The 26,565-nt window shown below is 49.1% G+C and carries 29 protein-coding genes; 20 read left to right on the top strand and 9 right to left on the bottom strand.

The genetic code is table 11. The features are described from left to right. Positions 1 to 48 precede the first annotated feature (48 nt). The gene (locus WH37_RS00130) at positions 49 to 900 is read right to left on the bottom strand and encodes a polysaccharide deacetylase family protein (protein WP_046228547.1); all 852 of its coding nucleotides are present in this window, start codon (positions 898 to 900) and stop codon (positions 49 to 51) included. Between the two features lie 141 nt (positions 901 to 1,041). Here WH37_RS00130 and WH37_RS00135 point away from each other — a divergent pair, with 141 nt between their 5' ends. The 3 genes from WH37_RS00135 (at position 1,042) to WH37_RS00145 (ending at position 3,433) form a co-directional block, all read left to right on the top strand. Continuing rightward, positions 1,042 to 2,016 carry an alpha/beta fold hydrolase gene (locus WH37_RS00135; RefSeq protein WP_046228548.1) on the top strand — a complete coding sequence of 325 codons (975 nt, stop codon included), beginning with the start codon at positions 1,042 to 1,044 and terminating at the stop codon, positions 2,014 to 2,016. Continuing rightward, complete coding sequence (locus WH37_RS00140; RefSeq protein ID WP_046228549.1) at positions 2,009 to 2,803, top strand: IucA/IucC family C-terminal-domain containing protein; 795 nt, start codon at positions 2,009 to 2,011, stop codon at positions 2,801 to 2,803. Before WH37_RS00135 ends, WH37_RS00140 begins: the two co-directional genes overlap by 8 nt. A 210-nt stretch (positions 2,804 to 3,013) precedes the next feature. Further along, the gene (locus WH37_RS00145) at positions 3,014 to 3,433 is read left to right on the top strand and encodes a hypothetical protein (protein ID WP_046228550.1); all 420 of its coding nucleotides are present in this window, start codon (positions 3,014 to 3,016) and stop codon (positions 3,431 to 3,433) included. Between the two features lie 126 nt (positions 3,434 to 3,559). Here the strand turns inward: WH37_RS00145 and WH37_RS00150 are convergent, their stop codons facing one another. Together WH37_RS00150 and WH37_RS00155 are read right to left on the bottom strand one after the other, a co-directional pair. Continuing rightward, the gene (locus WH37_RS00150) at positions 3,560 to 4,462 is read right to left on the bottom strand and encodes a TIGR03943 family putative permease subunit (RefSeq protein WP_231594068.1); all 903 of its coding nucleotides are present in this window, start codon (positions 4,460 to 4,462) and stop codon (positions 3,560 to 3,562) included. After that, complete coding sequence (locus tag WH37_RS00155) at positions 4,459 to 5,562, bottom strand: permease (RefSeq protein ID WP_046228552.1); 1,104 nt, start codon at positions 5,560 to 5,562, stop codon at positions 4,459 to 4,461. The genes WH37_RS00150 and WH37_RS00155 overlap by 4 nt, the downstream gene beginning before the upstream one ends. Positions 5,563 to 6,008: 446 nt before the next feature. Between WH37_RS00155 and trpS the strand changes: the two genes are divergently transcribed. Continuing rightward, positions 6,009 to 6,998, top strand: a complete 990-nt coding sequence (gene trpS, locus WH37_RS00160) for a tryptophan--tRNA ligase (protein WP_046228553.1) — start codon at positions 6,009 to 6,011, stop codon at positions 6,996 to 6,998. On the opposite strand, the gene WH37_RS00165 is transcribed toward trpS, so the two are convergent. After that, positions 6,995 to 7,177, bottom strand: a complete 183-nt coding sequence (locus tag WH37_RS00165; RefSeq protein ID WP_046228554.1) for a DUF5325 family protein — start codon at positions 7,175 to 7,177, stop codon at positions 6,995 to 6,997. The two genes, trpS and WH37_RS00165, sit on opposite strands and share 4 nt — an antisense overlap. Before the next feature lie 137 nt (positions 7,178 to 7,314). On the opposite strand from WH37_RS00165, the gene WH37_RS00170 reads away from it, so the two are divergent. After that, positions 7,315 to 7,527, top strand: coding sequence for an alpha/beta-type small acid-soluble spore protein (locus WH37_RS00170; protein ID WP_046228555.1), 213 nt, complete (start codon positions 7,315 to 7,317; stop codon positions 7,525 to 7,527). A gap of 160 nt (positions 7,528 to 7,687) precedes the next feature. On the opposite strand, the gene WH37_RS00175 is transcribed toward WH37_RS00170, so the two are convergent. After that, on the bottom strand, positions 7,688 to 8,674 hold the full coding sequence (locus WH37_RS00175; protein ID WP_046228556.1) for a metal-dependent hydrolase: 987 nt from the start codon (positions 8,672 to 8,674) through the stop codon (positions 7,688 to 7,690). Between the two features lie 105 nt (positions 8,675 to 8,779). Here WH37_RS00175 and WH37_RS00180 point away from each other — a divergent pair, with 105 nt between their 5' ends. Continuing rightward, positions 8,780 to 9,070: a hypothetical protein gene (locus WH37_RS00180; protein ID WP_052736716.1), complete on the top strand. Its 291-nt coding sequence runs from the start codon at positions 8,780 to 8,782 to the stop codon at positions 9,068 to 9,070. A 36-nt stretch (positions 9,071 to 9,106) separates the two neighbouring features. Here the strand turns inward: WH37_RS00180 and gerQ are convergent, their stop codons facing one another. Continuing rightward, complete coding sequence (gene gerQ, locus WH37_RS00185; protein ID WP_046228557.1) at positions 9,107 to 9,652, bottom strand: spore coat protein GerQ; 546 nt, start codon at positions 9,650 to 9,652, stop codon at positions 9,107 to 9,109. Positions 9,653 to 9,705: 53 nt separating this feature from the next. Beyond that, complete coding sequence (locus WH37_RS00190; protein ID WP_046228558.1) at positions 9,706 to 10,128, bottom strand: cell wall hydrolase; 423 nt, start codon at positions 10,126 to 10,128, stop codon at positions 9,706 to 9,708. A gap of 213 nt (positions 10,129 to 10,341) precedes the next feature. Here WH37_RS00190 and cyoE point away from each other — a divergent pair, with 213 nt between their 5' ends. Genes cyoE through WH37_RS00205 form a run of 3 tightly spaced genes read left to right on the top strand, consistent with a single transcriptional unit; the run spans position 10,342 to position 12,850 of the window. Next, complete coding sequence (gene cyoE / locus WH37_RS00195; RefSeq protein WP_269431253.1) at positions 10,342 to 11,241, top strand: heme o synthase; 900 nt, start codon at positions 10,342 to 10,344, stop codon at positions 11,239 to 11,241. A 41-nt stretch (positions 11,242 to 11,282) separates the two neighbouring features. After that, a complete protein-coding gene (locus WH37_RS00200; protein ID WP_046228560.1) occupies positions 11,283 to 11,903 on the top strand; it encodes an SCO family protein in 621 nt (206 codons plus the stop codon). Positions 11,904 to 11,905: 2 nt separating this feature from the next. Continuing rightward, positions 11,906 to 12,850, top strand: a complete 945-nt coding sequence (locus tag WH37_RS00205; protein WP_046228561.1) for an AEC family transporter — start codon at positions 11,906 to 11,908, stop codon at positions 12,848 to 12,850. Here WH37_RS00205 and WH37_RS00210 read toward each other — a convergent pair. Then, on the bottom strand, positions 12,847 to 13,209 hold the full coding sequence (locus tag WH37_RS00210) for a ribonuclease M5 (RefSeq protein WP_046228766.1): 363 nt from the start codon (positions 13,207 to 13,209) through the stop codon (positions 12,847 to 12,849). The genes WH37_RS00205 and WH37_RS00210 overlap by 4 nt on opposite strands. Positions 13,210 to 13,275: 66 nt before the next feature. Continuing rightward, entirely contained in the window at positions 13,276 to 14,445 is a 1,170-nt protein-coding gene (locus tag WH37_RS00215) for an MFS transporter (RefSeq protein ID WP_046228562.1), read from the bottom strand. A 228-nt stretch (positions 14,446 to 14,673) separates the two neighbouring features. Between WH37_RS00215 and WH37_RS00220 the strand changes: the two genes are divergently transcribed. The 11 genes from WH37_RS00220 (at position 14,674) to WH37_RS00270 (ending at position 26,393) form a co-directional block, all read left to right on the top strand. Then, positions 14,674 to 15,135, top strand: a complete 462-nt coding sequence (locus WH37_RS00220; RefSeq protein ID WP_231594069.1) for a hypothetical protein — start codon at positions 14,674 to 14,676, stop codon at positions 15,133 to 15,135. 53 nt (positions 15,136 to 15,188) lie between these two features. Then, on the top strand, positions 15,189 to 16,367 hold the full coding sequence (locus WH37_RS00225; protein ID WP_046228563.1) for a transglutaminase domain-containing protein: 1,179 nt from the start codon (positions 15,189 to 15,191) through the stop codon (positions 16,365 to 16,367). A 31-nt stretch (positions 16,368 to 16,398) separates the two neighbouring features. Further along, entirely contained in the window at positions 16,399 to 18,459 is a 2,061-nt protein-coding gene (locus WH37_RS00230; RefSeq protein ID WP_046228564.1) for a peptidoglycan D,D-transpeptidase FtsI family protein, read from the top strand. A 191-nt stretch (positions 18,460 to 18,650) separates the two neighbouring features. After that, positions 18,651 to 19,619, top strand: coding sequence for a metal ABC transporter solute-binding protein, Zn/Mn family (locus WH37_RS00235; protein WP_046228565.1), 969 nt, complete (start codon positions 18,651 to 18,653; stop codon positions 19,617 to 19,619). Between the two features lie 28 nt (positions 19,620 to 19,647). Then, positions 19,648 to 20,427, top strand: a complete 780-nt coding sequence (locus tag WH37_RS00240) for a metal ABC transporter ATP-binding protein (RefSeq protein WP_046228566.1) — start codon at positions 19,648 to 19,650, stop codon at positions 20,425 to 20,427. Positions 20,428 to 20,434: 7 nt separating this feature from the next. Then, the gene (locus WH37_RS00245) at positions 20,435 to 21,373 is read left to right on the top strand and encodes a metal ABC transporter permease (RefSeq protein WP_046228567.1); all 939 of its coding nucleotides are present in this window, start codon (positions 20,435 to 20,437) and stop codon (positions 21,371 to 21,373) included. Next, entirely contained in the window at positions 21,370 to 22,242 is an 873-nt protein-coding gene (locus tag WH37_RS00250) for a metal ABC transporter permease (protein WP_046228568.1), read from the top strand. The genes WH37_RS00245 and WH37_RS00250 overlap by 4 nt, the downstream gene beginning before the upstream one ends. A 188-nt stretch (positions 22,243 to 22,430) precedes the next feature. Continuing rightward, on the top strand, positions 22,431 to 23,183 hold the full coding sequence (locus WH37_RS00255) for a Cof-type HAD-IIB family hydrolase (protein WP_046228569.1): 753 nt from the start codon (positions 22,431 to 22,433) through the stop codon (positions 23,181 to 23,183). A gap of 7 nt (positions 23,184 to 23,190) precedes the next feature. Beyond that, entirely contained in the window at positions 23,191 to 23,673 is a 483-nt protein-coding gene (locus WH37_RS00260; RefSeq protein WP_046228570.1) for a DUF456 domain-containing protein, read from the top strand. A 305-nt stretch (positions 23,674 to 23,978) separates the two neighbouring features. Next, on the top strand, positions 23,979 to 24,701 hold the full coding sequence (locus WH37_RS00265) for a ThuA domain-containing protein (RefSeq protein ID WP_046228571.1): 723 nt from the start codon (positions 23,979 to 23,981) through the stop codon (positions 24,699 to 24,701). 30 nt (positions 24,702 to 24,731) lie between these two features. After that, positions 24,732 to 26,393 carry a putative polysaccharide biosynthesis protein gene (locus WH37_RS00270; RefSeq protein ID WP_046228572.1) on the top strand — a complete coding sequence of 554 codons (1,662 nt, stop codon included), beginning with the start codon at positions 24,732 to 24,734 and terminating at the stop codon, positions 26,391 to 26,393. The last annotated feature ends 172 nt before the right edge of the window (positions 26,394 to 26,565 follow it).

Here is a 26,565-nt window from a genome sequence, read left to right on the forward strand (position 1 = left end):
CTCGTCTTGAGGAGCGCTGGACTTGTTTGTCGTACGCACAGGGCTAACCTAACGGATGCGCCGCTCCGCACTTTGTCCAAGCAGCTCTGGCAGCGTGACGATGCGATAGCCTTTCTGCTGGAGGGAGGCGATGAGCTGCGGGAGCGCCTCGATTGTGCCTGACAGGCTTTGCGTGACGCCACCACCGGCATGCTGCAGGATGATGGAGCCTGGGCGAAGCGTTTTTTGCATATTGCGTAAAATGACGGCGCTGGACGGATTGTTTTTCCAATCGGCTGAATCAACATCCCAATTCACAACGATATAGCCGTTTTTTTTGGTCCAAGCGACTTGACCAGGCAGCATTTCGCCATAGGGTGGCCGGAAAAAGTGCGGATGATACGGAATGATTCGACTAATAATCGCATCGGTATGCCACACTTGACGGTGAAAATCTTTCGGTGAAAGCTTCGACATCACCTCATGATTGTAAGAGTGATTGCCGATGATATGGCCTTCGCGATGAATTCTTTTTACGATTTCGGGATGTTTATTCGCTCGCGTGCCAACAAGAAAAAAGGTTGCCTGTACATGATGCTTCGCCAATATGTCCAGAATCGTCGGGGTAAATCGTGGATCAGGAGCATCATCGAAGGTTAGCGCCGCTTCTTTCTTATGACGCGGCCCATTTAGATAATAGGCGCTGGGATAGCGCTGCTGCAGCTTAATCCATGACAAGCTGTCGGTGCGGCGTTTTTTGGCTGATTTGGCTTTATCCGCTTGGTTTAGGCTGCCGCTGCTGTCTGTTATAGCCGCCAGTTGGACGCTTGCCTTGGAGCTCGCATTCAGCGCTTCTGCGGATGTTAGAAAGGTAGCGATAACGAGCAGCAAAATCAACAATTTGTTCAAGCGCTGGAGCATTTCATGACGTCCTCCATTCGGTCGGGCAAACAGCCGTAATAAACGGTATTTTTCCCTAAATAACGCCTTTCATCCGCTTTACAAGTGAAGGGCACAGGCTTAAAATTAATAGGATAAGAACTTGAGATGGAGGAATTTACAATGCCTTTATTAGATATGCCTGTTCATGAATTACATAAGTATCAAGGCAGTAGTCCAAAGCCAGCAGATTTCGAGGCTTATTGGGAACGCGCGCTTGCCGAGCTTAACGCTACAGAGGCGAATGTTGAACTGGTTCCGAGCGCTTTTCAGCCAGCTTCCGCGCAGTGCTTTGACTTGTATTTTACAGGTGTGCGCGGCGCGAGAATTCATGCCAAATACCTTCGCCCTAGACAAAGCGTTCAGCAGCCTCACCCAGCAGTCGTTATGTTCCACGGCTATTCGGCTTCATCAGGCGACTGGGCGGATAAGCTGAGCTTTGTATCGCTTGGCTACTCGGTGCTGGCGCTGGACGTTCGTGGACAAGGGGGCTACTCGGAGGATACCGGTGGCGTCGAAGGAACGACGCATAACGGGCATATTGTTCGCGGCCTTGATGGCGAAGCGGATAATATGCTGTTCCGTCATATTTTTCTTGATACGGCGCAGCTGGCTCGTATTGCAATGGAATTGCCTGAGGTGGATGCAAATGAAGTATATGCAACGGGTTGGTCGCAAGGCGGTGCTCTCACGATTGCTTGCGCAGCACTGGAGCCGCGTGTGAAGAAGCTGGCGCCTGTTTATCCGTTCCTCAGCGACTATCGCCGCGTGTATGAGATGGACTTGGCGAAGGATGCATACGCTGAATTGCGTACATATTTCCGCCATTTCGATCCGCAGCATAAGCGCGAGGAAGAAATTTTTACAAAGCTCGGCTATATTGATATTCAATTTCTGGCGGAGCGTATTCGCGGAGAGGTGCTGCTTGGTGTAGGCCTCAGTGATTCTATCTGCCCGCCTTCGACCCAGTTTGCGGCCTATAATAAAATTCAGTCGCCGAAGCGAGTGGAAATTTATCCGGATTTTGGCCACGAGGGTTTGCCTGGTCTGCATGATCAAATTATGAATTTCTTCGTTCCGGGTTCAACAAATGACTGAAGACTTGTACCGGCTGTTGAAGGAGCGGTTTAATCTTTGTGTAGATGAGCCTGATGAAGTGGTTTACACAAGTGCTGCCTCCGCCTTGCTCGAACAGTCGGTGATGCAAGAACTGCTTGCGGTATACCAGCCGTTTGTGAATGGAACGGAGCAAATTGTTGCTGAGGTTTATGCGGCCTCCTGGTTTCGCCGGCCAATGCTGGCCCTTATTTATATGCTGGCAAAATACCGCATAGCGCCAGATTTGTCGCTTGATAATCTGACGCTTTATGTGTGTAGGGCAGACGGTTATTATAATGTGTATTTCAAACTGAATAAGGCAGAGCTGCTTCATTCCCCGTCTACGAAGAAGGAGGCTGGCGAATGGGTACGCGCGCGGCTTGAAATGTTTTTTCACGAGACGATTGCTCCGTTTTTTCATAGCATTGAGCGTGCTGGATCTGCGAAAGCCAGTCTGTTATGGGGTCAGCTGCCTACCTCGTTGGAATATGAGTATGGCGTCCTGATGGCTTCCTCGGAAAGCGAAGCGGTGAAGGAAGCGGTTGACTCGCTGTACAAGACGATGAAGGCGCTTGATCCTGCGATTTTTTATCGTAAAAGGAATCCTTTGGATGTTAAGTTTCAATATACGGAAGCTATCGATGATCCGGAAAAACAGATGCGCATTAAATATGCTTGCTGCCACTATTATAAAGTCGAAGGCGGTCGTTACTGCTATACTTGTCCGCGTATTAGCGATACGGAGCGGGTTCAGCGTCGCAGCGAGCATCGTGCAAAACTGAAATAGAACTTATTGAATTGCAAGATCATTGCCGCCGATGCATGAAGGGGGGCGATGATCTTTTTTAGTAAACTACAATTAACTGAAAATTGCGAATTTTCTTATTGTAACTTCATGATTTTTGAACTATAATGAGTCCCAAGAACTATACATATAGAGATAATTAGGGAAACGCATATATATAATAACTATTTTACAACCAGGAGGAATATGGGTATGGAATTGGAATCAATGTCGCTGGCAAGACAAGTTGATTTTGTATTTCGGCAATTAGAAGAGGAATTAATGAATGCGATTGCAGGAACGGTATGTATCCATATTCGCAACAATGCGGTTGGGAAATTTGGGATGAGGCATAATCCTCTAGAAACGAGAAATGGCCAGTTTGAAAAGCTGAGCTCAGGCATGACCGCTAAGCAGGTACAGGATTTCCGCAAGATGGCGATCGAAGGCCTAAAATATAGACGGAATTGGACGCACGGGGAAATTATGTACGATTTTGCCGTAAAGCAAGGGGCGGGATCATGGTCGGCGAGCGTCTGCTATGAGTCAAATTACAATACGTCGAACTGGAGCTACCGCTACAAGCAGCCTCGTCAATCGAATTTGCGCGAGCTGTACCCGGGTGCTGAATAAAGCAGGGTGTGACGCTGAAATTGGAGCAGCTAATGCTTAAACCTAAAAGAAGAAGCCTTCGGAGCCGCTGTACGTTAAGCGGAATGAACCGGAGGCTTCTATTTATTCGATTAGTATGCTGCATAGCTAAAAATCATAATTCGCATAAACATAAGGAGACTCGGGCGCCTCGATTCGTTTAATGGTGTTGAGCTTTAAGGTCAAAATTTCGTTGCCATTATACATCGAGGTCATCAGCTTGCCTGAAACGCTTACCCAATCATCTGCGGCAAAACCCTTATAATCGTCTGCACTGCTAACTTGAACCATTAAACCATACGGTATCGCATCCGCCGAGCAGCAGGTCATGGCAAAGCGGCTGACGGCAAAACGCTGCTCTCCCATGTCATCCTCTTTGTAAATAAACCCGCTGATGTCGATCGTTTTGTCCATAAAATTATCGCGGTACAAATCGAGTGTTGTTAAAGTCTCGATATAAGTCGCTTCCGGTACGGTAATATTCGGCTTCTGATACAGCTTCATGCCATATTCGGCATGGGCCTTCGTGTATTCATCGTAAGGGAAGCGCTCCTCCAAAGTCGGCGGCTTTGGCGCAATGGAAGCAGACGGCTCAGGCAAGGATGCGGCCAGCTGCCCAGGCTCGGTACCGAGCGGCTGGACATTGGTTGAAGCGGCAAAGCTCACCCCTTTTTTCGCCGCAGCCGTGCTGCCTAAGACACCAGCAGGCGAGAAGAAGCCAAGCGCCAGCGGAAAAATAAAAAGGCTGTAAATGACCGTGTTTTTGAACACGGATGGCGATGGAGTATGCTCACAGCCGCATTCAGCCGTGTGCTGATGCTGCTGGCGCCGTTTTTTTAAAGCCAGAAACAGCTGATGAATGGCTGCGGCATACAATCCGAGAGCAGACAGCTTCACATATAGCTCCATCCTTGGCGCAATGTAAAGCGAAAGCTGATTCGAGCGGGATAAATAAACGATAAGCAGAGCAAATGCGGTCAGTATGAAAGCTCTAAGCAGGTGATGCTTCATAACCATACCTCCATAATCCAGGAGCCGAGCCCAACGAGAATGAAGCAGAGAAGGGCAAGCGCCAGTACAATTTTGATCCGAAAGGCCGATAGCAGCATGAGCATGTTTTTGAAATCAATCATCGGGCCAAATACGAGAAAGGCGAGCAGCGGGCCGCCTGTAAACACATTGCCGAATGAAGCGGCGATAAAGGCATCCGATGTAGAGCAAATCGATAAAATAAAGGCGAAAGCCATCATAGCCATATAAGAAAGCAGCGGCTGATCGGCTACGGATGCAAGCACGCTCCGATCCATTATGGTCTGAATCGCAGCTGTCAGCATAGCGCCGAATATTAAATATTTTCCCATCTCAAAAAATTCATCCGAAGCGTGTCCAAGCATGGCGGACAATCGGCTGCTGAGACTGCCGCGAGGCTCCTCGTGATGATGTCCGTGAGAGTGGCTGTGATCATGCTTAGGTTTGTGACTATGTACGTGGTCGTGTGCATCATTATGATGATGATGTCCATGATAATCACCATGACTGGAGTGGACAGCGAGCTGCGGCTCGCGCTCGTCGCGAAGCGGACTTTTGCGCATAAACACATGCATGATCAGCCCGATAATGACGGCGACTGCAAAAGCAAGAATTAGACGGGCATAGGCCATTTCTGGAGCTGAGCGAAAGGCGGCAAAGGTTGCCGTGAACACAATAGGATTGACGACAGGCCCGGCCAGCAAGTATACAATGCCAATGTAAGCGGGCATGCCTTTGCGAATAAGCCGCCTGACGACGGGAATCATGCCGCATTCGCAAAGCGGAAAAGCGAGTCCCAGCAAGCCGCCGAACAGGACGCCGGCAATTGGATTTTTAGGCGTAAATTTGCGAATCATCTCATCCGTCACGAATACTTGAAGCAGGCCGGAGAAGAGCACGCCAAGCAGGATAAACGGTATCGCCTCTAAAATAATGCTCAAAAATAAAATTTTGAAGGACTGGGCATGCGAATAATCCAGGAAGGCGAAAGGTGAAGGCCGATTCAAAGCAATGGCGATAATAATCCCGGCACAGCCAAGCGCCAGCAGAAAGGTTATGTAGCGAAACCTGACAATCGGCATATAGAAACCACACCCGCTTTTCTTATAGTAATAATTACGATTATATCATAGTTTATGCGCCCGAGAAGCAAAATAGGACAACTTTATGGGCAAAAAGTGGGTGCACTACAGCTTGACATTGGCTGTTAGCGCTGTATAATCATTGTAAATGCGATGACGGGAACAAGTAAGCGCAGGCAAAATGCGTCCAGAGAGCCGGTGGTTGGTGTGAACCGGTGCAAGCCTGAAGCCGAATGGGCCCCCGAGCCGAAAGCGAAACGCAGCGACTCGCGCTGCCGATGCTTCTCCGGAAATTCCCCGTTATGGAATATTGAAGGCTGTTCCGATTGTATTGCCGTCCTATAATGGCGGCTGCGGATAGCGAATTAGGGTGGCACCACGGTCCCTCGTCCCTTGCGGCGGGGGATTTTTTGCGTTGATTTTGAAATTGGAGAGGAAGATTGAAGATGAAAAAAGTATTATCAGGCATTCAGCCGAGCGGTCAGCTGACATTGGGCAATTACATCGGTGCAATGAAAAATTTCGTCAAATTGCAGCATTCCGAGCAATGTTTTTTTATGATTGTTGACCTGCATGCTGCTACGCAGCTGCCAGATCCGGCCGCTCTGCGCGAGCAGACGGAAGCGGTAGCGGCATGTTATATTGCTGCAGGCATTGACCCGGCGAAAGCGAGCATATTCGTCCAGTCGCATGTGAGATCACATGCTGAGCTGGGATGGATTTTTACAACGCTGTCTTATATGGGCGAGCTGGAGCGTATGACGCAGTTTAAGGATAAATCCCAAGGCAAGGAATCGATTCCGGCAGGGCTGTTCGTCTATCCTTCTTTGATGGCTGCCGATATTTTGCTCTATAACGCTGATCTAGTTCCGGTAGGTGACGATCAGAAGCAGCATTTGGAGCTGACGCGCGATCTTGCGAACAGATTCAATAACCGCTTTGGCGAATATTTCACAATTCCAGAGCCTTATATGCCGAAGCATGGCTCGCGCATTATGTCGCTCGACGATGGCAGCAAAAAAATGAGCAAGAGCAATCCGAATGCCGGAAGCTTCATTGCCCTGCTTGATCCGCCAGATGTCGTTCGTAAAAAGATTAGCCGTGCGACAACGGATTCTGGCCGAGAAGTGAAATATGATGTAGCGGGCAAGCCTGAAATCAGCAATCTCTTGAGTATCTACGCCAACTGTGCAGGCTTGACGATTGAAGAGGTTGAGGCGCGTTATGAAGGGCAAGGCTATGGGCCGTTCAAAAAAGCATTGGCCGAGCAAGTCGTCTCCGTGCTGGAACCGCTGCAAACGAGATATCAAGAAATTCGCGCATCGGGCGAAATCCATGATATTTTGAAGCAAGGTGCTGAGCGTGCGGCGGAAATTGCTGATCGTACGCTAGCTGACGTCAAAGAAAGAATGGGCTTCCTAGCGCCGAAACGCTAATTGTTTTGCTGCTTAAGCCGTCTAAGTCTCGCTTTCACAATGAAGCCTGCGCCGATTGAGAATAACGTAAGAACAGCAAATAGCAAAGCGAGCCATGCGTTATAGCTCATGGAAATGGCGGTAGCGCTCATCAAAAGTACAGCAACGACGGCGAAAAGCAGCGATAAAGGCTTGGACATAATGAGGTTCTCCTCTGGGGCAGTAACCGCCCGATAATATTTTTTTGAAAAACCGAATAGTTTCTTGAGTCATGCACATAATAAGCTTGCAAGCTTGCAACATATCACAGTGCATATACTGAAAGGAGAAATTCCTAATGGCTAGTAGAAGTAACACATTGGTGGTGCCACAAGCAACGCAAGCTCTGAATCAAATGAAACTTGAAGCAGCTCAAGAGCTTGGCGTTCAACTTCCGGCAGACGGTTATTACGGCAATATCTCTACTCGCGATGCAGGTTCGCTGGGTGGATATATTACGAAAAAACTAGTTCAAATTGCCGAACAACAATTGTCTGGCGGTTACCGTTAATCGTTTTTTCTATACACAAAGCAACACAAGCAGGAGCTCAGGGGAAACCCTGAGCTTCTTATTTGTTCTTTTGACACGATTGGCACAAAATAAAGGAAAGCTCTTTCCTTCTATTGTGAAGGAAGGAGCTTTCCGCCGTCAACCCATAAAGACTGGGCCGTTAATAAGTATTCATTCGCAGCCGCTTCATAAGCCGTTCATCGTTGAGCCAGCCCACGTAAGACCCTAAGGTTTTGTATTCCTTGTCCATTAATAAGACGCCTAGAAAAGGGTATTGCTTGCGATGCCTATAGCGAACATCGGACCAGCGCACCTCATAGCCCCATTCATGCTCGGTGACATCGGCGCAGGCAAACTTGGTTAAATAAAGGAAGGAGCGAATAGCGGGATCGCTTTTGGATCTGGCGGCCGCGGGATGATCGGAGCATTTGACCCGGTCAATCCAGCGGAGCGAGCCATTTCGCAAATCGCCAACTGCGAAGCTGCCATTCTTCATCAGCTTGATCACATTCCAGATGCTGAGCGATACGGTCGGAATAAGCAAATAACCCTCTGCCGACAGATTTTCTTTATCCCAAGTGGGCAGCTTCCGCATAATCGAACGCTGTGCTAACGTTCGCCATATAAAATAAGCGGCTGTGAATAAATACAAAATCGGAAAAATGATGGTTGGACTAATTGTCTCACTTGCCCACAGCAGAATGGCAATAATGTGAGTAAGGAAGATCACGGGGTCAAAAATGTGTATAATGTTCCATGAAATCCATTTTTCACTGAATGGCCGCATCGCTTGTGTGCCATATGCGTTAAATAGATCGCTCAGCACATGGACGCATACTGCGAGCAGCACCCAGCCTCCAACATGAAGCCACGGCAGACTGCCCTGATAAAACAGCTCCAACAGTCCGGTAATAACGACTGTCCAAATGGCTATTGCAGGAATCGAGTGTGAAAGGCCGCGATGGTTGCGGATATAGCTGGCATTGCTCTTCAGCTTCAGCAGCGTATCGGCGTCAGGAGCTTGCGATCCAACAATGGTTCCAATCAAGACTGCCGTATGCAGCGTTTGATCAGCTGCAATAACGGGGTCAATGGTGGCAAGGCCTGCAAGGCCAATGCCTATAACTAAATGTGTACCTGTATCCACAGCACAACCTCCTGTATCTTCATTCAATTGTCCGTATACGATAGTATCGACGACTGAACGCAGATTTATGAAGGAGAGTAAAGGAAACGAAAAGGGGATGTAACGATGTATATTTGCTTTGCTGAATATCGGATTAAAACAGAAAATAAAATCGAGTATTTACATTATATAGAGCAAATGAAAACAGCCAATCCCGCACTCCGTGTTTATGAGGGAACGGATCAGCCTGATTTATTTGTTGAGGTATGGCAGGCAGAAAGCGCGGAGGAGGCTGAGCAAATAAAAAAAGAACGCCTAAGTGAGCGTTCTTCTTGGTGCCAGATGGCCGATTGGGTGCCGGGCGGCTTAGCGAAGGTGCATGTGTGGACGTTTAAGCCAATCTCCGCTCCGTCATAAAAAAGCAAGAATGAGGCGGTTATTAGCAGCGCCGTGTTAAGATAAGTCGCGGCTCGTATTTAGCGGTGTGCTGTTTGTAATCATGCCGCCTTGGAATGGATACTCATAATTGATTGGACCATCAAAGGTGACATAGTCAAGATTAATGGAAAGAAGCAGGTAACGCATGCCTGTTGTTGGATCACTAATAATAATGTGGTCGCGGCCTGCTGCCTCTACAATACCGCGGAACGTTTTGGCGTTCCACTCGCGGTTATTCTCATATGTCATGTAGAAGGTAGCCATTTTGCCGCGGTTAAGCCGTAAAATATTTTCTACGTATGATTCCTCTACGATTGGTACAGTAACCACATTGCCGCCTGAAGGTGTTACGAAGGAACCGCTAGGGACGTTAACCGGCATCGGCTGCATCGCTTGCATGCCCGCTACCTGCTGCATGGCAGGCATTTGGCCTCCCATCGCCGGCATCGGCATCGGCTGCCCACCCATCGGCTGCCCGCCCATCGGATAAGGGTAAGGATAGCCGTAGCCTCCTGTGGTTGCAGGACTAACCGCTGTTTTGTAACCATAACCGTTCGTCATGTAAATTTTCCTCGCTTTCTAATTGAAAAACTTGTGAAATAGACGCGTAGAAGCTAATACACACTTGGACAATTAGCCTGGGTAGGTACGAAGAAGCAGTGGGCTTTGAAGCGGCCGCTGTTCGATTGATTGTACCAGGTGCCAGGACAGCCAGCAGCCGGACGGAAAAACCACAGCGCATTCGACGCCGGATGCTGCCGTTCCCCGCTAATGACGCGCTCGGCGAGCCGGACGTCACGATCGCGCGCTTTTTGATAGAAATATCCTTTCTGTGTCGCTTCAAAGCCGCCGGGCCTTTGAAACACCATCTGCGAGATGGAGCGAATATTTCTAAAATCGAGGCAGTTGCCCAGGACGCGGTTGACACCAACGTTTCCCACCATCAGCATGCCAAGCTCGCCGTCGCCTTCCGCTTCTGCGCGCATCAGTCTTGCCAGCATTTTCGTATCCTCTGCATTAGTCTTGATGACAGCCACAGGCAGGCTCCTTTCAGCCCTCAATGATGCTCCGCCGTATAATAGGCGGATGATCATGGGCGTTAAACTACATACTTAGTGTATTGTGAGCCCAGAGAAAGGGTTCCAAATTTATTGTCACATTTTGAGTGGCAAATTGATGAACAATAAGCTTGAGCGTTGTCATAACGTGGTTTTTTCTGTATGATTAAGAACGATTGAACAATGAAATGTATGGGCGCCACCTGCGCCGTGTCACATACCTGGGAGGCTCGCTTCGTGTTTAAAGACTTGATAGCATTGACAAAACCAGGGTTGCTCCGGCTCAATATGTTTGCAGCCGTTGGCGGCTTTTGGGTAGCTTCCAAATGGCAAATTGCCTGGTTTGATCTGCTTTGGATGCTGATTGGCTCCACGCTTACGATGGCATCCGCTTGCGTCATTAATAATTATTGGGATCGTGAGCTGGATCAGAAGATGGAAAGAACGAAAGGACGCGCTTTGCCAACAGGCAGACTGAAGCCGATGTTTGTGCTTGGTTATGGCCTTGTGCTCGGCATCATAGGGGAATTGGTGCTGTTTTTGGCGGTCAACCCGCTTACAGGCTGGCTGGGGCTTTTGGGCTGGTTCGTATACATCGTTATTTATACGATTTGGTTGAAGCGCAGCTCCACATGGAGTACGTCGGTTGGTGGAATTTCTGGCGCGATGCCTCCGGTTATCGGTTATTGCGCAGTAACGAATGAAGTGGATGCAGGGGCTTGGCTCATGTTCGCTTTATTATTTTTGTGGCAGCCAGCTCATTTCTGGTCGCTTGGCATTAGACGCGTTGAGGAATACCGCACGGCAGGCTTCCCGCTACTTCCTGTTGTTAAAGGGATTAGACGGACCAAGCTGCAAATGATTCCTTATGTAGCGCTGCTTATACCTACTTGCTATCTCATGTTCTATTATGGCTACACCGGATATGTCTTTCTAGTGCTATCTATTGCAGGCAGTGTACTGTGGGCGGTTCACACGATTCGCGGCTTGAAGGCGAAGGATACGGAAAAATGGGCGAAAACGAATTTTCTTATTTCGGTCAACTATCTAATGGTTGTATTTATCGTAATGATCGTTAATACGGTGAAATAGCGCGTCATTTCTGGACAAGTTTCATGGGGGGAATAGGGATCATGGATTTTTTGAAAAAGCATAGCTTCAAAATTGCTGTGCTGGCACTTTGCCTGGGGATGGGCATTTATTTATTAATGACCAATGTATTTAAACCGGAAACGCCAATGCCGATTCTGCAAGAAGCGCCAGCCTTCGAGCTGACGGATTTGGACGGCAACAAAGTGACGAAGGAATCGACGAACGGCAAAGCAAGATTGGTTTATTTTTATTTTGCCAATTGCCCGGATGTATGTCCGCCAACGACGTTCCTGTTGTCGCAGGTGCAGGAAGGTTTGGAGAAGGAAGGCATACTTGGAACGGATGCCGAAATGATCTCGATTACGTTCGATCCCGAGCGTGATACAACGGAGGTTATAAAGGCGTTCGCGGAGCGCAATTATGCCAAGCTAGATCAGGGCTGGCTGTTTTTGCGGGGGGATGATCCACAAGGAGCCATCAAGCTATCCCAGGATTTTGGCGCGAGCGTCATTAAGGACAAAGAAGGAACCGGCTTTACGCATATGAATGTGATTACTCTGGTAGACAAAGCAGGCCAAATTCGCAAGTGGATTGCTGCGAGCGATGAGGAATTGACGCCGGAAAGCATCGTTGCTGATATGAAGCGGCTTGCCAAGGAATAGCGATGGCTATCTTTTATCATATTTTATGGAGTAACGTTGCGCCGCTTACATTGATGATAGCTATTGGCTTCTCAATGCAGCGGCTTTTTTCTTTGGACATCAAAACGTTGTCTAAGCTTAATTTTTATGTGTTTTCGCCGGCTGTCATTTTTCAATTGCTGCGTACGACGGAGCTTGAAACGGATCTGATCTGGAAGGTGCTGCTGTTTGTCGTTATTTTCATGCTGCTGCAAGCTCTAGTAGTAGAGGTCGTTGTGAAAATGCGAGGGCTGCAGGGAGGCATGCGCGGCTCCATGCGCAACAGCGTGCTGTTCTATAATAGTGCTAATTACGGCATACCGCTCAATCAGCTGGCGTTTGCTGGGAACCCAATGACGCTGGCGGTGCAGATATTGGTCATGACGACACAGTCCTTTTTGCCGAATACGTTCGGCATTTACAGTGTGAACGCCCATAAGCTGTTCTGGCGCGATACGCTGAAGACGATTTTCTCCATGCCGATTATTTACGTCATTCCGCTTGCTTTTCTATTAAAAGGGCTAGATGTAGATTTGCCACAGCCGCTGCAAACGCCGATTGAATATTTGGCAAACGCATTTATTGGAACGGCGCTCATTACGCTCGGCGTCCAGCTGGGCAGCATGAAGTGGCGGTTTGACAAGCGTCTGCTTGGCAATGTACTGCTGTCGAATGGGCTTCGGCTGATCGGAGGCCCGCTGCTGGCAGCTCTAGCTATTTGGTTGATCAGCGCCACAGGGCTATTCGTATTCGATAGGCTGACGACAGCGGCGCTTATCGTTTCGGCCTCGGTGCCTACTTCGCTTAGCAGTGTGCTGCTGGCGGTGGAATTCGACAACGAGCCGGAATTTGCTTCACAGGCGGTGTTTTTGTCAACGATGTTCAGCATTGTGACGGTATCGTTCGTTATTTTTATACTTCATATTTAATCTTGCGGGGTTACAGTGGGAGCGGGAGGAGGATACAGAATATGTTCCTCTAATCCCGCTTTTTCCAATTGGGCGATGACATATTCCTCGGGTGTATGCTCTACGCCTGAATAGCCGCGCCTCGTATAAATATGCTCTGCATCAGGGAACAAATCGCGCAGCATGCCTCGAATGCGTTTGCCCGAGGAATCATTGTCTGTGAAAATATAAACCTGCCCCTCGCCGATTTGCTTGCGCAGCTTCTCAAGCTGCTCTGTTCCGGGAGTGCCATATGTACAGTAGATCGGAATGCTTTCGTCAAGCACGCGCCTGACGCGGCTTTTATCATTTTTGCCTTCCACAATAATCGCAATGTCTATCATGCTGATCACCTTGTTTTTTTTACATCCAGTGTACCAAATTACAAGGGGAAAAGCTTGTGGCGGTCATGATGAAAAATGGGTTCGCGTAACGAGCGGGCTGCGACGGTGGAAAGGGAGAATTGACACAGCGAGCATCAGGACGAGAAAGGCGATATAATACGGCGACATATAGTCGCGCAGTTGACCAGCAAGCATTGGACCAAGGAAGGCTCCAATCGAATAGGCAATGGATAGAGCGGAAAAGGTGCGGCCGTAGCGAGCTCCTCCACTTAGCTCAATAAGCAATATCGAAATTGCGGGAATGACGATGCCTTTTGCCATGCCTACAAGCAGCAGCATGACGGCAAAGGGCAGCGGCGAATCAGCGGCGATGCTGAAATAAATCAAAGCCAGCGCGAGCGCTCCCCATAAAGTACGGCGATAGGCGGAGAAGCGGTTGAGAAACAGCATGCTGAGCGTAATTAGTGCGCCGAGGCTGACTACGGAAAAAAGCAAGCCCGTCGTTAGCATGCCGGCGGTCGTTGTCGCCATGAGCGGCAGCTCGAAGGAAAGGATGCCCTGCGCGCAGCTGATGCCGACTGGCAATACATAAATCAGCCAAGATACGGACTTCGAATCGGCGGCTGCCGGGGCAGACAGCTTATGAGGCAACGTTCCGGCAGGAGTGGCAGGAACGGCTGCTTCTGCTGGGATGTCGCGGATGAAAAACAACGCGCATATCGCAGTAACGATTAAAATCCAGCCCAGCATATAAAACGCGGTGGTGAAGCCGATTTTTGCCACCATATAAGCGCCTGCTGCTGGTGAAATGACGGTTGCCAGCGTATGAACGAGCCCGTTGCCAGCCATGAGCTTGCCCTGCTCGGTACGATCGCTCGTCATACGGGCAAGCAAGGCAAGGCATGCTGGCGAGAGGAAGGCGAGCACGAAGCCGCTAATAGAGCGAAGGACAAGCAGCTGCCAAGGATTCGTCACTTGGGCTTGGAACAAGAGAATGACGCCTGCTCCAAGCAAGCTGAACACAATAAACAGCCTGCTGCCAAAGCGGTCAACGCCATAGCCGGCAATAAGATTGCCAGGCAGATGGGTAATGGAATACATGCCCATCATCAGCCCAATGAACGATGGCGCTGCGCCAAGCGAGATGGCGAAAGGCGTCAAAATCGGATATTGAGCATGCAGATCAAAAAATGCGACGAACAGAAAAAAATAGAGCCAGATGGCAGTTTTCATCAGGCTTCACCTCCAGATTGTAATCAGGCCTAGCAGGGAGCGCATGGATTGAAGCAACATCCGTTCCATTCATAGGCCATGCCCCTGAGCCATATAATTTACTTGTACGCCAAGGTCGGACAGGATATGTCTGGATAAAGCAGGGTGCCCAGCGTTTACGCTGGATTACAGCTAGGGTATAATGTTTGATAATAGCAGTGTCTGCACGTTATAATAGGAGGGGTCAGGTTGGAGTTTCTGGATTTTACAAGTTATGATTGGAATACTTGGAGCGATTTTCTGAAGGAGCATTGGTTTGTGCTGGCTATTGCCCTTGTTGTGCTGCTGCTTATTATCCGCATTGTCAAAACCGTTGTAAAATGGGCTTTAGTCGCCGTTATTGTATTTGGCGTTATCGTCTACAGCGGATATACGATGGAGGATTTGAAGGCATTTGGCACGAAGCTGGAGGAAACAACGGGAAGCCTTAAGCAGGAAGCGATTTCGGCTATGATCGGTGAAGCGAAGAACGCCAAGTTTACGACGAATGAAGACGGCTCCTATACCGTCTCGACAGATAGCGTAGCGCTGACCGGCGTGCCGGGAACGAATGAAGTTTCCGTATCTTACCGTGGAAATGACTTGTTTAAACTGCAAATTGACGAGACGATTCAATCGATTATTGATCAAGCCAAAAAAAACAAACCATAAGCACTTTTACTATAGATAACGTTTTTGAGCAATGAATGAGGGGGATTACGGGGATGACGGAATGGATTCAGACAGGCGGTCAAAGTATGATGGAGCCTGTCACAGCTGCCGTTCTCCTGGTGCTCCTTGTCTCGCTCATTCAGGGTTTGATTAGGGGCGCATCGGGATCGGCGAGGCGTCTTTTCTTTTTTGTGTGGGAAAGTATCGTAATTGTGGCTTGTCTTGTACTCGCTTCGCATTGGGCGGGAAAGCTTTCGCCAGTCGCAGCGGATATGCTGAGGAAGCATGTTATCGTCCCTAGCAGAGAGCTGGGTTCGATTGAGCAGGCCTGGTACACGTTGATAACGAGTATAAGGGATTTTGCGCTGCTGCGTTATGTGCTGCTGTTTCTGTTCATTTATTTGCTGCTGCGAGTAGCCGCCTCCGGGCTGAACCCGCTGCTTGAGCTGATATTTAGGCGAAGAGCTCACGTAGACGCAGACGGACGCCAGCAGGAGCGGCGGATGGCGCTTCCTAGGCAGCGGGCGGCAAGTCGCGTTTTTGGAGCCTTGTTAGGAGGCGTCCATGGAGCAGGCCGAGCCTTCATATTCATTGGTGTCCTGTTCGTGTATGTGTCTTTGCTTCCTAGCGGCATTGGAGCACAGATGATTAAGCAATCGCCATTGTATATGCAGGCTGCTGCGTTGCTGGAACCGGTGGCGGGCGATATGCTCGCTGGACGCGGGCCTGTTTTGGCCGAGGCGATGCAGGCGGAATTCCAAAATATTTTACAGCGAAAATATGAAGTCATCGATTATGCCATTCCTGCAGACATTGAGCAGGCGGCGGCGCAGGTCGTCAAGGATGCAGCGACGGATGAGGCGAAGGCAAGGGCGCTATACGCGTGGCTAGGTACGCGAATTGCTTATGATTGGGATAAGGCCCGCAATTACGAGGAGCAGGGCATTTGGCAGGAGCAATCCCCGCAGAACACGTTTGATACGAGAAAAGGTGTTTGCATAGATGTCGCGAGATTGTATGACATGATGGCGCGTGCTGTAGACGTCGAGGTACGGGTAGTAACGGGACTTGGCGCAGATGGGAAGGGCGGCTTTGGCCCCCATGCGTGGAATGAAGTGCGAATAGATGGGAAATGGCTGCCGCTGGATGCAACTTGGGCTTCTTCAGGTGATTGGTTTAATTCGCCTGACTTTGAGCAGACGCATATTCGGGATAAGCAGCTAAGCATTTAATTCATATATTTAATTCATAATTGAGGTGAGCATGTTGACGGATGATCCACAGAAAAGGGAAATTATTAATAAACGCCATTTCTCCTTTCGTCTGAACTTATTTTTCTTTATCGTCTTTGGTTTGTTCAGCGTACTGATTATTCAATTGGCTATTTTGCAGTTTGTAGAAGGGCCGACGCTAAGCGCGGCGGGCAGCAAGAAGAGCACACGCAATGTGAAAATCGCGCCGATTCGCGGCAATATTTATGACTCTGAGGGGAAAGCCATTGCGTATTCCACTTCGACGCAGTCGCTTTATTTCAGCATTCCGCCCAATTATAAAACGGAAGAGCTGAAGAAGCTTGCTACCGAGGAAGCGACCAGACTCGTAGAGGTGTTTGATAAATACGGAGATTCAGCTATAAAAATGACGGTGGAAGATGTCATTATGCAGATGGATTTAGGGTTTAGGCTCAATACGATTTCTACGCCGAGACGGATTAAATCGGGGCTGACGAATGAGGAAATTGCTTATTTTCTCGGCAATAAGAGCAGCTTTGTCGGTCTGGATATTATGGAAGAAAGCGTGCGTCACTATAGTCAGGATACGACTGCTGTTCAGCTGGTCGGGTACTTGAAGAAATTTAAGGGTGTACGCGAAAATTTGGATTTTTATGGGGAGAAAGCACAAGAAAAAGACCCGCAGCTTCAATATTTGGAGGATGAAGAGGTTGGGTTCGACGGGCTTGAGCTATTGTACCAGGATATACTGCGTGGTAAAAACGGGCTGAAGAGCTATCCGGTCAACAACCAGGAGGTTATCGTCGGTCCTGTACAAATTACGAATCCGGAAAAAGGCGATGACCTCTACCTGACGATTAATCGGGGCGTACAGCAAACAACAGAACAGGCTATTATGGATCAGATTAAGAAAATTAGTACTTCATCATTATCTGCTGAACGTGCTCCTTATGCGAAAATCGGCTTTGCAGTAGCGATGGAAATTGAGACTGGCAAAGTTGTCGCAATGGCAAGTATGCCGGACTATGATCCGAATATTTGGGCTGGAGGCAGCATTAGCCAGAAGGATTATGACAACATTGAAAATGTAGTAAACAACGGAACGATTACGGAGGTATATCCTAAATACGATTCGGATGAGGAACGCAAAAGTCATCCTTCTTCACTCGTTCCACCGGGATCGACGCTCAAGCCGCTTTCTGTTTTGATTGGCTTAAAAGAAGGATTGTTTACAACCGACTCGTTTTACAACGATACAGGTTTGTTTACATTTGGTAAAGCAGGTCATGAGGTGCCAATCCGAAATGCTGGCGGTCACGTCTATGGTCCGCTTGATCCAGCAAAGGCTATTGCGAAATCATCCAACCCTTTCATGGCAGCGATGATCGGCAGCAGGCTGAACCAAAAGTATCCGGGTATCGAGGGTGTCGATGTATGGGACAAATACATGAAGGAGTTCGGGCTTGGCGTTTCTACAGAAAGCGGACTTCGCATGGAGAAAAAAGGAAGCGTCGATTATTATCATGAATTTGAAACGGCAAGTGCGCAATCCGCGCTCATTCGTGCCTCGTTCGGTCAACAGGCTCGTTATACCGCCTTGCAATTGGTGCAGTATGTTTCGATGCTCGCTAATCATGGCAAGCGAATGAAACCGCAATTTGTAAATGAAATTAAAGATTCCACGGGCAAGGTTGTGCAATCCTTTGAGCCAGTGGTGCTCAATACAGTGGATCTTCCTGATGCCTATTGGAATGAAATTGAGGCTGGCATGGGGAAAGTTGGCGTGCAAGGTTTCGATGGCGTCAGCTACACATTTAATCGTAAAACAGGGACAGCAGAATCGTCCGTTAAAGGCAGAACAGCGGATAACGGTGTATTTATCGCTTATGCTCCTGCTGACAATCCTAAGCTCGCGGTTGCGGTCATCATGCCAGACGGTGGTTTTGGCGGCTGGTCGGCAGCGCCGGTTGCCCGTAAAATTTTTGATGCCTACGATTATGAAATTGGTCTGAACGGCATTCCTGGAAAGGCAGAGGATGTCGCGGCTTCGACTGATACAGATGCTGCCGATACGGAAACAACTGTGCAATAATCGAGATTAATAGCTTATTTTAAAAGACTTTTTCAACAGCGCTGCTGGGGAAAAGGTCTTTTTTTAAAAAAAAATGTTGCACTAGAGAAACTTTTTTGTATAATATAAACAAAGAGGCGCTTAGCTAACTTACATTCGCATAGGCAAAATAAAATCAATTAAAACAATTAGATGGATAGGAGATTGAAAGCATGAAGAAGCAGCGTAAAATGAATTCGGCATTAAAGAGGTTAATTATGACGTTAATGTTTTTGGCTTTATCAGCAGTTGTACTGGCAGGGTGCGCAAGCGGCGGTGGCAGCGAGACGGCAAGTGGAGATGGGAAATTAAAAATCACGGCGACGACCGGAATGATCGCTAATGTGGCGGCAGAGGTCGGAGGAGACGACGTAGTTGTAACAGGACTTATGGGGTCAGGCATTGACCCGCATTTATACAAAGCATCCCAAGGCGATGTGAAGAAGCTGGATGAAGCGGATATTATTTTTTATAACGGCTTGCACTTGGAGGGGAAAATGGGAGAGATGTTCGAGAAGCTGGAGAAGCAAAAGCCAACGGTTGCGGTATCCTCGCAAATTCCAGAGTCGGAGCTGCATGGCAATCCAAGCGGCGATTCGACATCGCATGATCCGCATATCTGGTTTAATGTAAAGCTGTGGATGTCTGCAACCGAGGTTATGCGCGATACGCTAGTAGAGAAGGACCCAGCGAACGAGGCGGCCTACAAGGAACGGGCGGAGGCTTATCTGGCGAAGCTTGAGGAGCTTGACCAATATGCTCGTGAGCAAATCGCAACGATTCCTGAAAAGGGAAGAATTCTCGTAACGGCGCATGACGCCTTCGGATATTTCGGCGCAGCTTATGGCCTAGAGGTCACAGGCCTACAGGGAATGAATACGATGTCTGAGTATGGGTCGAAAGATGTGAGCGAGCTGAGGGATTTTCTCGTTGAGAAACAAATCAAAGCGGTCTTCATCGAATCCAGCGTTCCGCGCAAATCCATCGATTCCGTTATCGAGGGTGCTCGTCAATTGGGACATGAAGTGACGATTGGCGGCGAATTGTTCTCCGACGCCATGGGCGATCCGGGAACGGAAGAAGGTACTTATATCGGTATGGTCAAACATAACGTAGATACAATTGTAAATGCACTCAAATAACAAGACGCAGTGAGAGGCGATGGCTACTATGAAAAATCATTTGAAAACGGCAGCTCCTTTGACAATTGAAGGCTTAAGCGTAGCTTACCAGAAAAAACCGGTGCTGCGCGGCGTATCTTTCTCCATAGAGGAAGGAGAGCTGATTGGCGTAATCGGGCCGAACGGAGCGGGCAAGTCCACGCTCATGAAAGCGGCGCTCGGCCTCATTCCTCGCCTCAGCGGGGAAGTGCTGATCTATGGCAAGCCGTACCGCCAGCAGCGCAGGCTGATCGGATATGTGCCGCAGCGCGAGTCGGTCGATTGGGATTTCCCGACGAATGCGCTGGATGTGGTCATGATGGGCCGTTACGGCCATCTGGGCCTGTTCGGCCGCCCTGGAGCGAAGGAGCGCAGGCTTGCGATGGAATGTTTGGCGAAGGTCGGCATGGCGGATTTCGCCACAAGGCAAATCAGCCAGCTGTCCGGCGGCCAGCAGCAGCGGGTATTTCTGGCGCGGGCGCTTGTACAGGACGCCAAGCTGTATTTCATGGATGAGCCATTTGCAGGCGTCGATGCTGCAACCGAGAAGGCGATTATTACTTTGCTCCAAGAGCTGAAACGGCAGGGCAAGACCGTTATCGTCGTTCATCATGATTTGGCGACGGTCGAGGAATATTTTGACTCCGTACTGCTGCTTAATGTAGAGCTTCAGGCATACGGCAAAACCGAGCAAGTATTTACACAGCAAATGCTCCAGCAAACCTATGGCGGGCGGCTTGCCTTTCTTGAGCGTGGCGGAAATGCCCGGCTTGCTGTCACGAAAGGGTGAGGCTGAGATGGAAACGTTGTGGAGACTGATTCAAGATCCGAATATGCAGTGGATTTTTCTAAGCTGTACGCTGCTTGGCTTAAGCAGTGGCGTCATCGGCTGCTTCTCTTATTTGCGCAAGCAAAGCTTGATGGGCGATACGCTTGCCCATGCGGCACTGCCCGGCATTTGTATTGCTTTTATGCTGACAGGCACAAAATCACTGCTGTTTTTTCTGCTTGGAGCAGGGGCAGCCGGCCTTGTCGCGACGTTCGGCATCGGCTGGATTACGCGAAATTCGCGGATTAAGCATGATGCGGCAATGGGGATTGTGCTATCCAGCTTTTTCGGCTTCGGTATCGTATTATTAACGATTATCCAGCATGGCGAATATGGCAATCAATCTGGACTGGATAAGTTTTTATTTGGTCAGGCGGCCGCGATGGTTGGCTCCGATGTACTTACGATGTCGATTGTGAGCTTATCGCTCATCGCGGTCTGTACGTTATTTTTCAAGCAATTCAAGCTTGTATCATTCGATCCCGGCTTTGCGCGCGGACTTGGCTATCCGGTTGCTTTAATCGAGCAATTGCTTATGTTTTTGATGGTCGTGGCTGTAGTAGTGGGCATTCAAGCGGTCGGTGTTGTGCTAGTGGCCGCGCTGATTATTACACCGGCGGTGTCGGCTCGTTATTGGACGGATAAGCTTGGCTTCATGGTTGTCATCTCTGGCGTGTTCGGCGCTTTAAGCGGCGGAATCGGCACGATTATTAGCTCGCTTGGCTCGAATTTGCCAACGGGCCCGCTGACGGTGCTTGCGGCAACGGCATTATTTCTTATTTCGATTTTGTTTGGCCCTCGTAGAGGATTGCTCGCGAAACGGATGCTGCGGCTCAAGGTTGCACGGAGCATCGATGAGGAGCAGGGACATAAGGAGCGGCAGCTAGAAGGGGGAGCGACGCTATGAGCGATTTTTGGATACTGCTAACGGGCTCGCTTGTCGCCAGCTGCTGCGGCATATTGGGGGCTTTTCTCGTTTTGCGAAAAATGGCGATGATCGGCGATGCGATTAGCCACTCGGTTATGCCGGGTATCGTTATTGCTTTTCTGATCAGCGGCTCACGGGATTCGCTCGTCATGATGCTGGCTGCTATGGCCTGCGGCTTGCTCGCTGTGTTCCTTATTCAGCTGTTTCAGCAAAGCGGCATTCAATCGGATGCCTCCATTGGTGTTGTATTTACCGCGATGTTTGCTACCGGGGTGCTGCTGGTGAGCTTGTATGCCCGCCAGGTGCATCTCGATCAGGATGCGATTTTATATGGTGAAATTGCCTATGTGCATTGGAATACGTGGACGCTGAACGGCGTCAGTATGGGGCCGATAGCAGTATGGCTGCTTGGCATTACGTTAACGGTCATTTTAGTCGTCATTGGGCTGTTCTATAAGCAGTTCAAATTATGCGCCTTTGATCCTGCGCTTGCGGCAGCTTGCGGCATTCCCGTTGCCTTGTTCCATTATTTATTGATGGGACTCGTGTCGATGGCGACGGTCAGCTCCTTCGAGAGCGTAGGGGCTATCCTCGTTGTCGGGCTGCTGGTTATTCCTGCTGCGACCGCTTATTTATTAACGGAACGGCTGAGCGTCATGATCGCCATGAGCGCAGGTGTGGGCATTGCCAGCACGTTCATTGGATATGGCGTGGCGACTGTGCTCGATGCCTCGATTGCAGGCTGTATCGTTAGTGCTGCCGGTGTGCTGTTCATCTTGGCACTGCTGTTCTCGCCTAGCCATGGCGTCATCTGGAAAAAATGGCGTTTGCGCCGTTTAGCACAATAATACGCGATATGCGAACTTTGCTTAAGCTGCGTTTCAACGTGCAGCGGGGATGAAGGTCAACCGGTAATTTGCGGTTGGCCTTTATTTTTTTGAAGTGGGGCAGGATCGTTTGGCTTACGCCCAAAATATGATAAAATGGCAGTATTGCATCAAGATATGATGTTATGCAGCAAATGCAGGAGGTAACGATGGCAGATTATAAATTAGTAGCACTCGATATGGATGGGACGCTGCTGAATGAACTGAGTGAAATTAGCGATGAAAATGCTTTTTGGATTAGAAAGGCGCTTGATGCGGGTGTAACGGTCAGTTTTTCGACGGGACGCGGCTTTCGCAGCGCCTTGCCGTTTGCCGAGCAATTACAGCTTGAAACGCCGATGATTACGGTAAACGGGGGCGAAATATGGAAGAAGCCTCATGTGCTGCACCGCAGAGCGCTGCTTGATCCGAACTATGTAGAGCGGCTGCATAAAATCGCACAGAAGCACGCAGGCACCTGGTTTTGGGCATACAGCACGAAGGACATTTATAATTTAGAAAAATGGATTACGCCAGCGGATGATTATGAAGCCCATCATTGGCTGAAATTCGGGTATTACACCGAAGATGATGTCGTACTTAAGAAGATTTACGAGGAAGTCAGCGAGTGGAATGCACTTGAAATTACAAATTCCTCTACGAGCAACTGGGAGATGAATCCGAAAGGCATTACCAAAGCAACCGCGCTCAGCGAGCTTTGTGAAGTCATGGGCATTGAAATGTCACAGGTCGTTGCTGTCGGCGACAGCTTGAACGACATTGCCGCGATTCGCGATGCTGGACTTGGCGTTGCTATGGGCAATGCCCAAGATGCTGTGAAAGAAGCGGCTGACGTCATTACGTTGTCGAATAATGAGCATGGCGTTGCCGAAATTATTAAGAAATATGTACTGAAGGGATGAAAACGGTTTGGACATCTTAGGCTGGTCGCTCGTTATCATTTTATTTATTGTCGGTATGGCGGGTACAGTGTATCCGATTTTGCCGGGGGCGCTTGCGATTTACGCCGCGTTTTTTGCTTACGGGCTGTGCATTACATTTGAGCCGTTCGGCTGGGTCTTTTGGACGCTGCAAACGCTCATCGTCGTTGCTTTGTTTGTAGCGGATTATGCGGTCAGTGCCTGGGGCGTCAAGCGATTTGGCGGCTCCAAAGCTTCTATAATCGGCAGTACCATCGGCCTTATTTTGGGACCATTCGTTATTCCTGCATTCGGTCTAATTATCGGCCCGTTCGTGGGTGCGGTTATCGGTGAGCTGTTCGTCGTTCAGGAATGGAAGCATGCTGCGAAGGTTGGTATTGGCTCGCTTGTTGGGCTGCTGTCGAGCGTTGTGGTGAAGGTTGTTTTGCAATCGATCATGATTGTGCTCTTTATTGTTTGGCTGGTTGTTTAAGGGACGAATGATGAAATTAGTGCTGTGCTGCGTAAAAGGTTTGGTTTTCGATCGCTGTTGCTCTGGATTTCTTTCAATAACCGCTTCAACGGTTGAAATCCAGAGCAAAGGCGAACGCTCCGCTTCTCAAATCCAAACCTTTTACTCCGCTCCGCCTTTTTCATCAACAACCTTCACACAAAGCAGCTCAGACAATCCTTCGCTTTTTACAGGGAAAACCTGAAAACCTGAAAAACCTAAAAGCAAACAACATGGCCTACAACGTTTTGAAATCGTTTTATTATATTTGGGGGAGCTGAGAATAGATGGTTAAAGTGACGGTATGGAATGAGTTTTTGCATGAGAAGGTGCATGAAGAGGTGCTGCGCGTTTATCCGGATGGCATACATAACGCTCTAGCAGCAGGCATCGCCACCGATTCATTTGAAATCGCTACAGCTACGCTTGATCAGCCAGAGCACGGACTGACCGAAGAACGCCTGGGGAACACAGATGTCCTTATCTGGTGGGGACATATGGGCCATGATCAAGTCGATGATGCCATTGTCGAACGTGTGCATGGGCGCGTCATGCAAGGCATGGGACTCATTGTATTGCATTCCGGTCATTTTTCGAAAATTTTCAAAAAACTAATGGGTACCGGCTGCGATCTGAAATGGCGCGAAGCAGGCGAGAAGGAACGCATCTGGACCGTGAATCCGGCCCATCCGATTGCCGCAGGCTTGCCGGAGTACATTACAATCGAGCATGAAGAAATGTACGGCGAGCATTTTGATATTCCAGCGCCAGACGAACTCATCTTCTTAAGCTGGTTTGAGGGCGGCGAAGTGTTCCGCAGCGGCTGTACCTTCTATCGTGGCCAAGGGAAGATTTTTTACTTCCGTCCAGGTCATGAAACGTATCCGACTTATTACAATGAACAAGTGCTGCAGGTGATCAAAAATGCGGTTCATTGGGCAAAGCCTTCTAACGCCGGAGTACCAGTCCGCGGCAATCACCAGCCGCTTGAGCCAATCGTGAAACCATAATCTTGCATTCGAAAGAGAGACATACCCGCTATGAAGAAAGATTCACTTATTAAAGGAACACTGATTTTAGCTATGGCCGCGCTGGTCGCCCGCATGCTCGGTATTTTCCAGCGCGTGCCGCTGGAGCATATGCTTAGCAAGGAAGGCCTAGCAAGCTTTACCGTATCCAACAATCTGTATTTAACTTTACTTATTGTAGCAACAGGCGGCATCCCAAGTGCCATTAGCAAAATGGTGTCCGAACGTTATGCGCTCGGCCGCCAGCAGGAAGCGCAGCGCATTTATAAGGCGGCGCTTTTGTTCGGTCTGGTAACAGGACTAATCTTGGCTACTTTGCTGTATGTTTTTGCACCACAGCTGGCAGCGTCTCAAGATTTGCCTGATGCGGTATTCGCTATTCGGGCGATAGCGCCAACGCTGCTCTTATTTCCTCTAATCGCCATGATGCGCGGTTATTTTCAAGGACGCCAGCTGATGATGGCGGGCGGGCTCTCGCAAATTATGGAGCAAATTATGCGCGTAATTGTCGGTGTCGGCTTGGCGATTCTTGTACTCGCCTGGGGCTGGGGAGATCAGATGGGAGCAGCAGCAGCGTCCTTCGGCAACTTTTTCGGAGCGATAGGCGCTATTGCGGTGATGGTGTGGTACGCAGTCAAGCTGCGCCGGACCGACAAGCTTGAAATGGATAAAATGCCAGCGGACAGCGAGGCTGCAAAAACGATCGCTTTACAAAAAGCGGAAGCCTCCCGTATTCCTTTTCGCACTATTTACCGGGAAATATTTTCGATTTCAATCCCGATTGTCGTTACCGCTATAACGGTTCAACTCATTTATATGGTCGATAATTACTTGCTCATGAAATTGAGAGCGGGCGTTTACAGCTATGATCAGGCAATCGAGGTATTGGCGGATTTTGGGGGAAAGGCGCAATCCATTGCCGGTATTCCACCGATTTTGGCGATAGCGCTGAGCACTTCGATTATTCCGGTTATATCTTCTGCATTTTCCGTGCGGAATATGTCAGAGGTTAATCGCCAAACCTCGCTCGTTATGCGTATTGTGCTGTTTACAGGCATTCCAGCGGCGCTTACGCTTGCCGTATTGGCGTATTCGGTTACAGGACTGCTGTTTACAGGACCGCAAGGAAGCGGCATTGTGGCGGCTTTGACAGCGGGAACGATTTTCCAGGCGACGATGATGATCAGCAATTCGGTATTGTTTGGGCTTGGCAGACCGCGCTTAGCGATGTATAACACATTAATTGGCATAGGGCTCAAGCTATTGGGCAGCTTTGTTTTGGCCCCGATTTTCGGTATTTATGGGCTGATTGCTGCATCAACGCTATGTTTTATTTTTATTACTTGGTTTAATTTGCAATCGATTCGCACTTATGTGCAATTCAACGTGCTTGGCCGCCGCTGGGTGCCTTATTTTGCTGCCGTACTCATTTCCATGGCAGCAGGCTGGGGAGTCGACAAGGGCCTCAGATGGCTGTTGGAAAGCTTTATGCTGCCGGATAGGCTGGCGTATGTGATTTCTGCAATTGTGGCTGGCGCCGTTATTGGCGGATTATATTTGGGGCTGCTCATTTTACTGCGCGTCGTGACAGCGGAAGATGTGAAAACATTCCCTGAACCACTTCGCAAGCTGTTTGCCAAGCTGTTCAGGCTGACTGGCCGCGCTGTAGCGTAAGCTTCATTTAAAATATAGGAAAGTATATGATTTTTTCATCCTTTCTCTATATTTCTCGGAATGAAACGCGCCGTGCCGCCAAAGGACGGCGACAGCCGTTTCACCTTGTTTGTTATAATGCCTGTTTCCATACATTTACATGGGTCCAAGGCTCCTGTACAATGAAGAGGAT

This window comes from Paenibacillus algorifonticola (assembly GCF_000971975.1).
GTDB lineage: Bacteria > Bacillota > Bacilli > Paenibacillales > Paenibacillaceae > Pristimantibacillus > Pristimantibacillus algorifonticola.

What these genes read in the sequence shown, in the direction of transcription:
- WH37_RS00130 (WP_046228547.1), bottom strand. Translation starts at nt 900, where the DNA reads ATGCTCCAGCGCTTGAACAAATTGTTGATTTTGCTGCTCGTTATCGCT.
- WH37_RS00135 (WP_046228548.1), top strand. Translation starts at nt 1,042, where the DNA reads ATGCCTTTATTAGATATGCCTGTTCATGAATTACATAAGTATCAAGGC.
- WH37_RS00140 (WP_046228549.1), top strand. Translation starts at nt 2,009, where the DNA reads ATGACTGAAGACTTGTACCGGCTGTTGAAGGAGCGGTTTAATCTTTGT.
- WH37_RS00145 (WP_046228550.1), top strand. Translation starts at nt 3,014, where the DNA reads ATGGAATTGGAATCAATGTCGCTGGCAAGACAAGTTGATTTTGTATTT.
- WH37_RS00150 (WP_231594068.1), bottom strand. Translation starts at nt 4,462, where the DNA reads ATGAAGCATCACCTGCTTAGAGCTTTCATACTGACCGCATTTGCTCTG.
- WH37_RS00155 (WP_046228552.1), bottom strand. Translation starts at nt 5,562, where the DNA reads ATGCCGATTGTCAGGTTTCGCTACATAACCTTTCTGCTGGCGCTTGGC.
- trpS (WP_046228553.1), top strand. Translation starts at nt 6,009, where the DNA reads ATGAAAAAAGTATTATCAGGCATTCAGCCGAGCGGTCAGCTGACATTG.
- WH37_RS00165 (WP_046228554.1), bottom strand. Translation starts at nt 7,177, where the DNA reads ATGTCCAAGCCTTTATCGCTGCTTTTCGCCGTCGTTGCTGTACTTTTG.
- WH37_RS00170 (WP_046228555.1), top strand. Translation starts at nt 7,315, where the DNA reads ATGGCTAGTAGAAGTAACACATTGGTGGTGCCACAAGCAACGCAAGCT.
- WH37_RS00180 (WP_052736716.1), top strand. Translation starts at nt 8,780, where the DNA reads ATGTATATTTGCTTTGCTGAATATCGGATTAAAACAGAAAATAAAATC.
- gerQ (WP_046228557.1), bottom strand. Translation starts at nt 9,652, where the DNA reads ATGACGAACGGTTATGGTTACAAAACAGCGGTTAGTCCTGCAACCACA.
- cyoE (WP_269431253.1), top strand. Translation starts at nt 10,342, where the DNA reads ATGGGCGCCACCTGCGCCGTGTCACATACCTGGGAGGCTCGCTTCGTG.
- WH37_RS00200 (WP_046228560.1), top strand. Translation starts at nt 11,283, where the DNA reads ATGGATTTTTTGAAAAAGCATAGCTTCAAAATTGCTGTGCTGGCACTT.
- WH37_RS00205 (WP_046228561.1), top strand. Translation starts at nt 11,906, where the DNA reads ATGGCTATCTTTTATCATATTTTATGGAGTAACGTTGCGCCGCTTACA.
- WH37_RS00215 (WP_046228562.1), bottom strand. Translation starts at nt 14,445, where the DNA reads ATGAAAACTGCCATCTGGCTCTATTTTTTTCTGTTCGTCGCATTTTTT.
- WH37_RS00225 (WP_046228563.1), top strand. Translation starts at nt 15,189, where the DNA reads ATGACGGAATGGATTCAGACAGGCGGTCAAAGTATGATGGAGCCTGTC.
- WH37_RS00230 (WP_046228564.1), top strand. Translation starts at nt 16,399, where the DNA reads ATGTTGACGGATGATCCACAGAAAAGGGAAATTATTAATAAACGCCAT.
- WH37_RS00235 (WP_046228565.1), top strand. Translation starts at nt 18,651, where the DNA reads ATGAAGAAGCAGCGTAAAATGAATTCGGCATTAAAGAGGTTAATTATG.
- WH37_RS00240 (WP_046228566.1), top strand. Translation starts at nt 19,648, where the DNA reads ATGAAAAATCATTTGAAAACGGCAGCTCCTTTGACAATTGAAGGCTTA.
- WH37_RS00245 (WP_046228567.1), top strand. Translation starts at nt 20,435, where the DNA reads ATGGAAACGTTGTGGAGACTGATTCAAGATCCGAATATGCAGTGGATT.
- WH37_RS00250 (WP_046228568.1), top strand. Translation starts at nt 21,370, where the DNA reads ATGAGCGATTTTTGGATACTGCTAACGGGCTCGCTTGTCGCCAGCTGC.
- WH37_RS00255 (WP_046228569.1), top strand. Translation starts at nt 22,431, where the DNA reads ATGGCAGATTATAAATTAGTAGCACTCGATATGGATGGGACGCTGCTG.
- WH37_RS00265 (WP_046228571.1), top strand. Translation starts at nt 23,979, where the DNA reads ATGGTTAAAGTGACGGTATGGAATGAGTTTTTGCATGAGAAGGTGCAT.
- WH37_RS00270 (WP_046228572.1), top strand. Translation starts at nt 24,732, where the DNA reads ATGAAGAAAGATTCACTTATTAAAGGAACACTGATTTTAGCTATGGCC.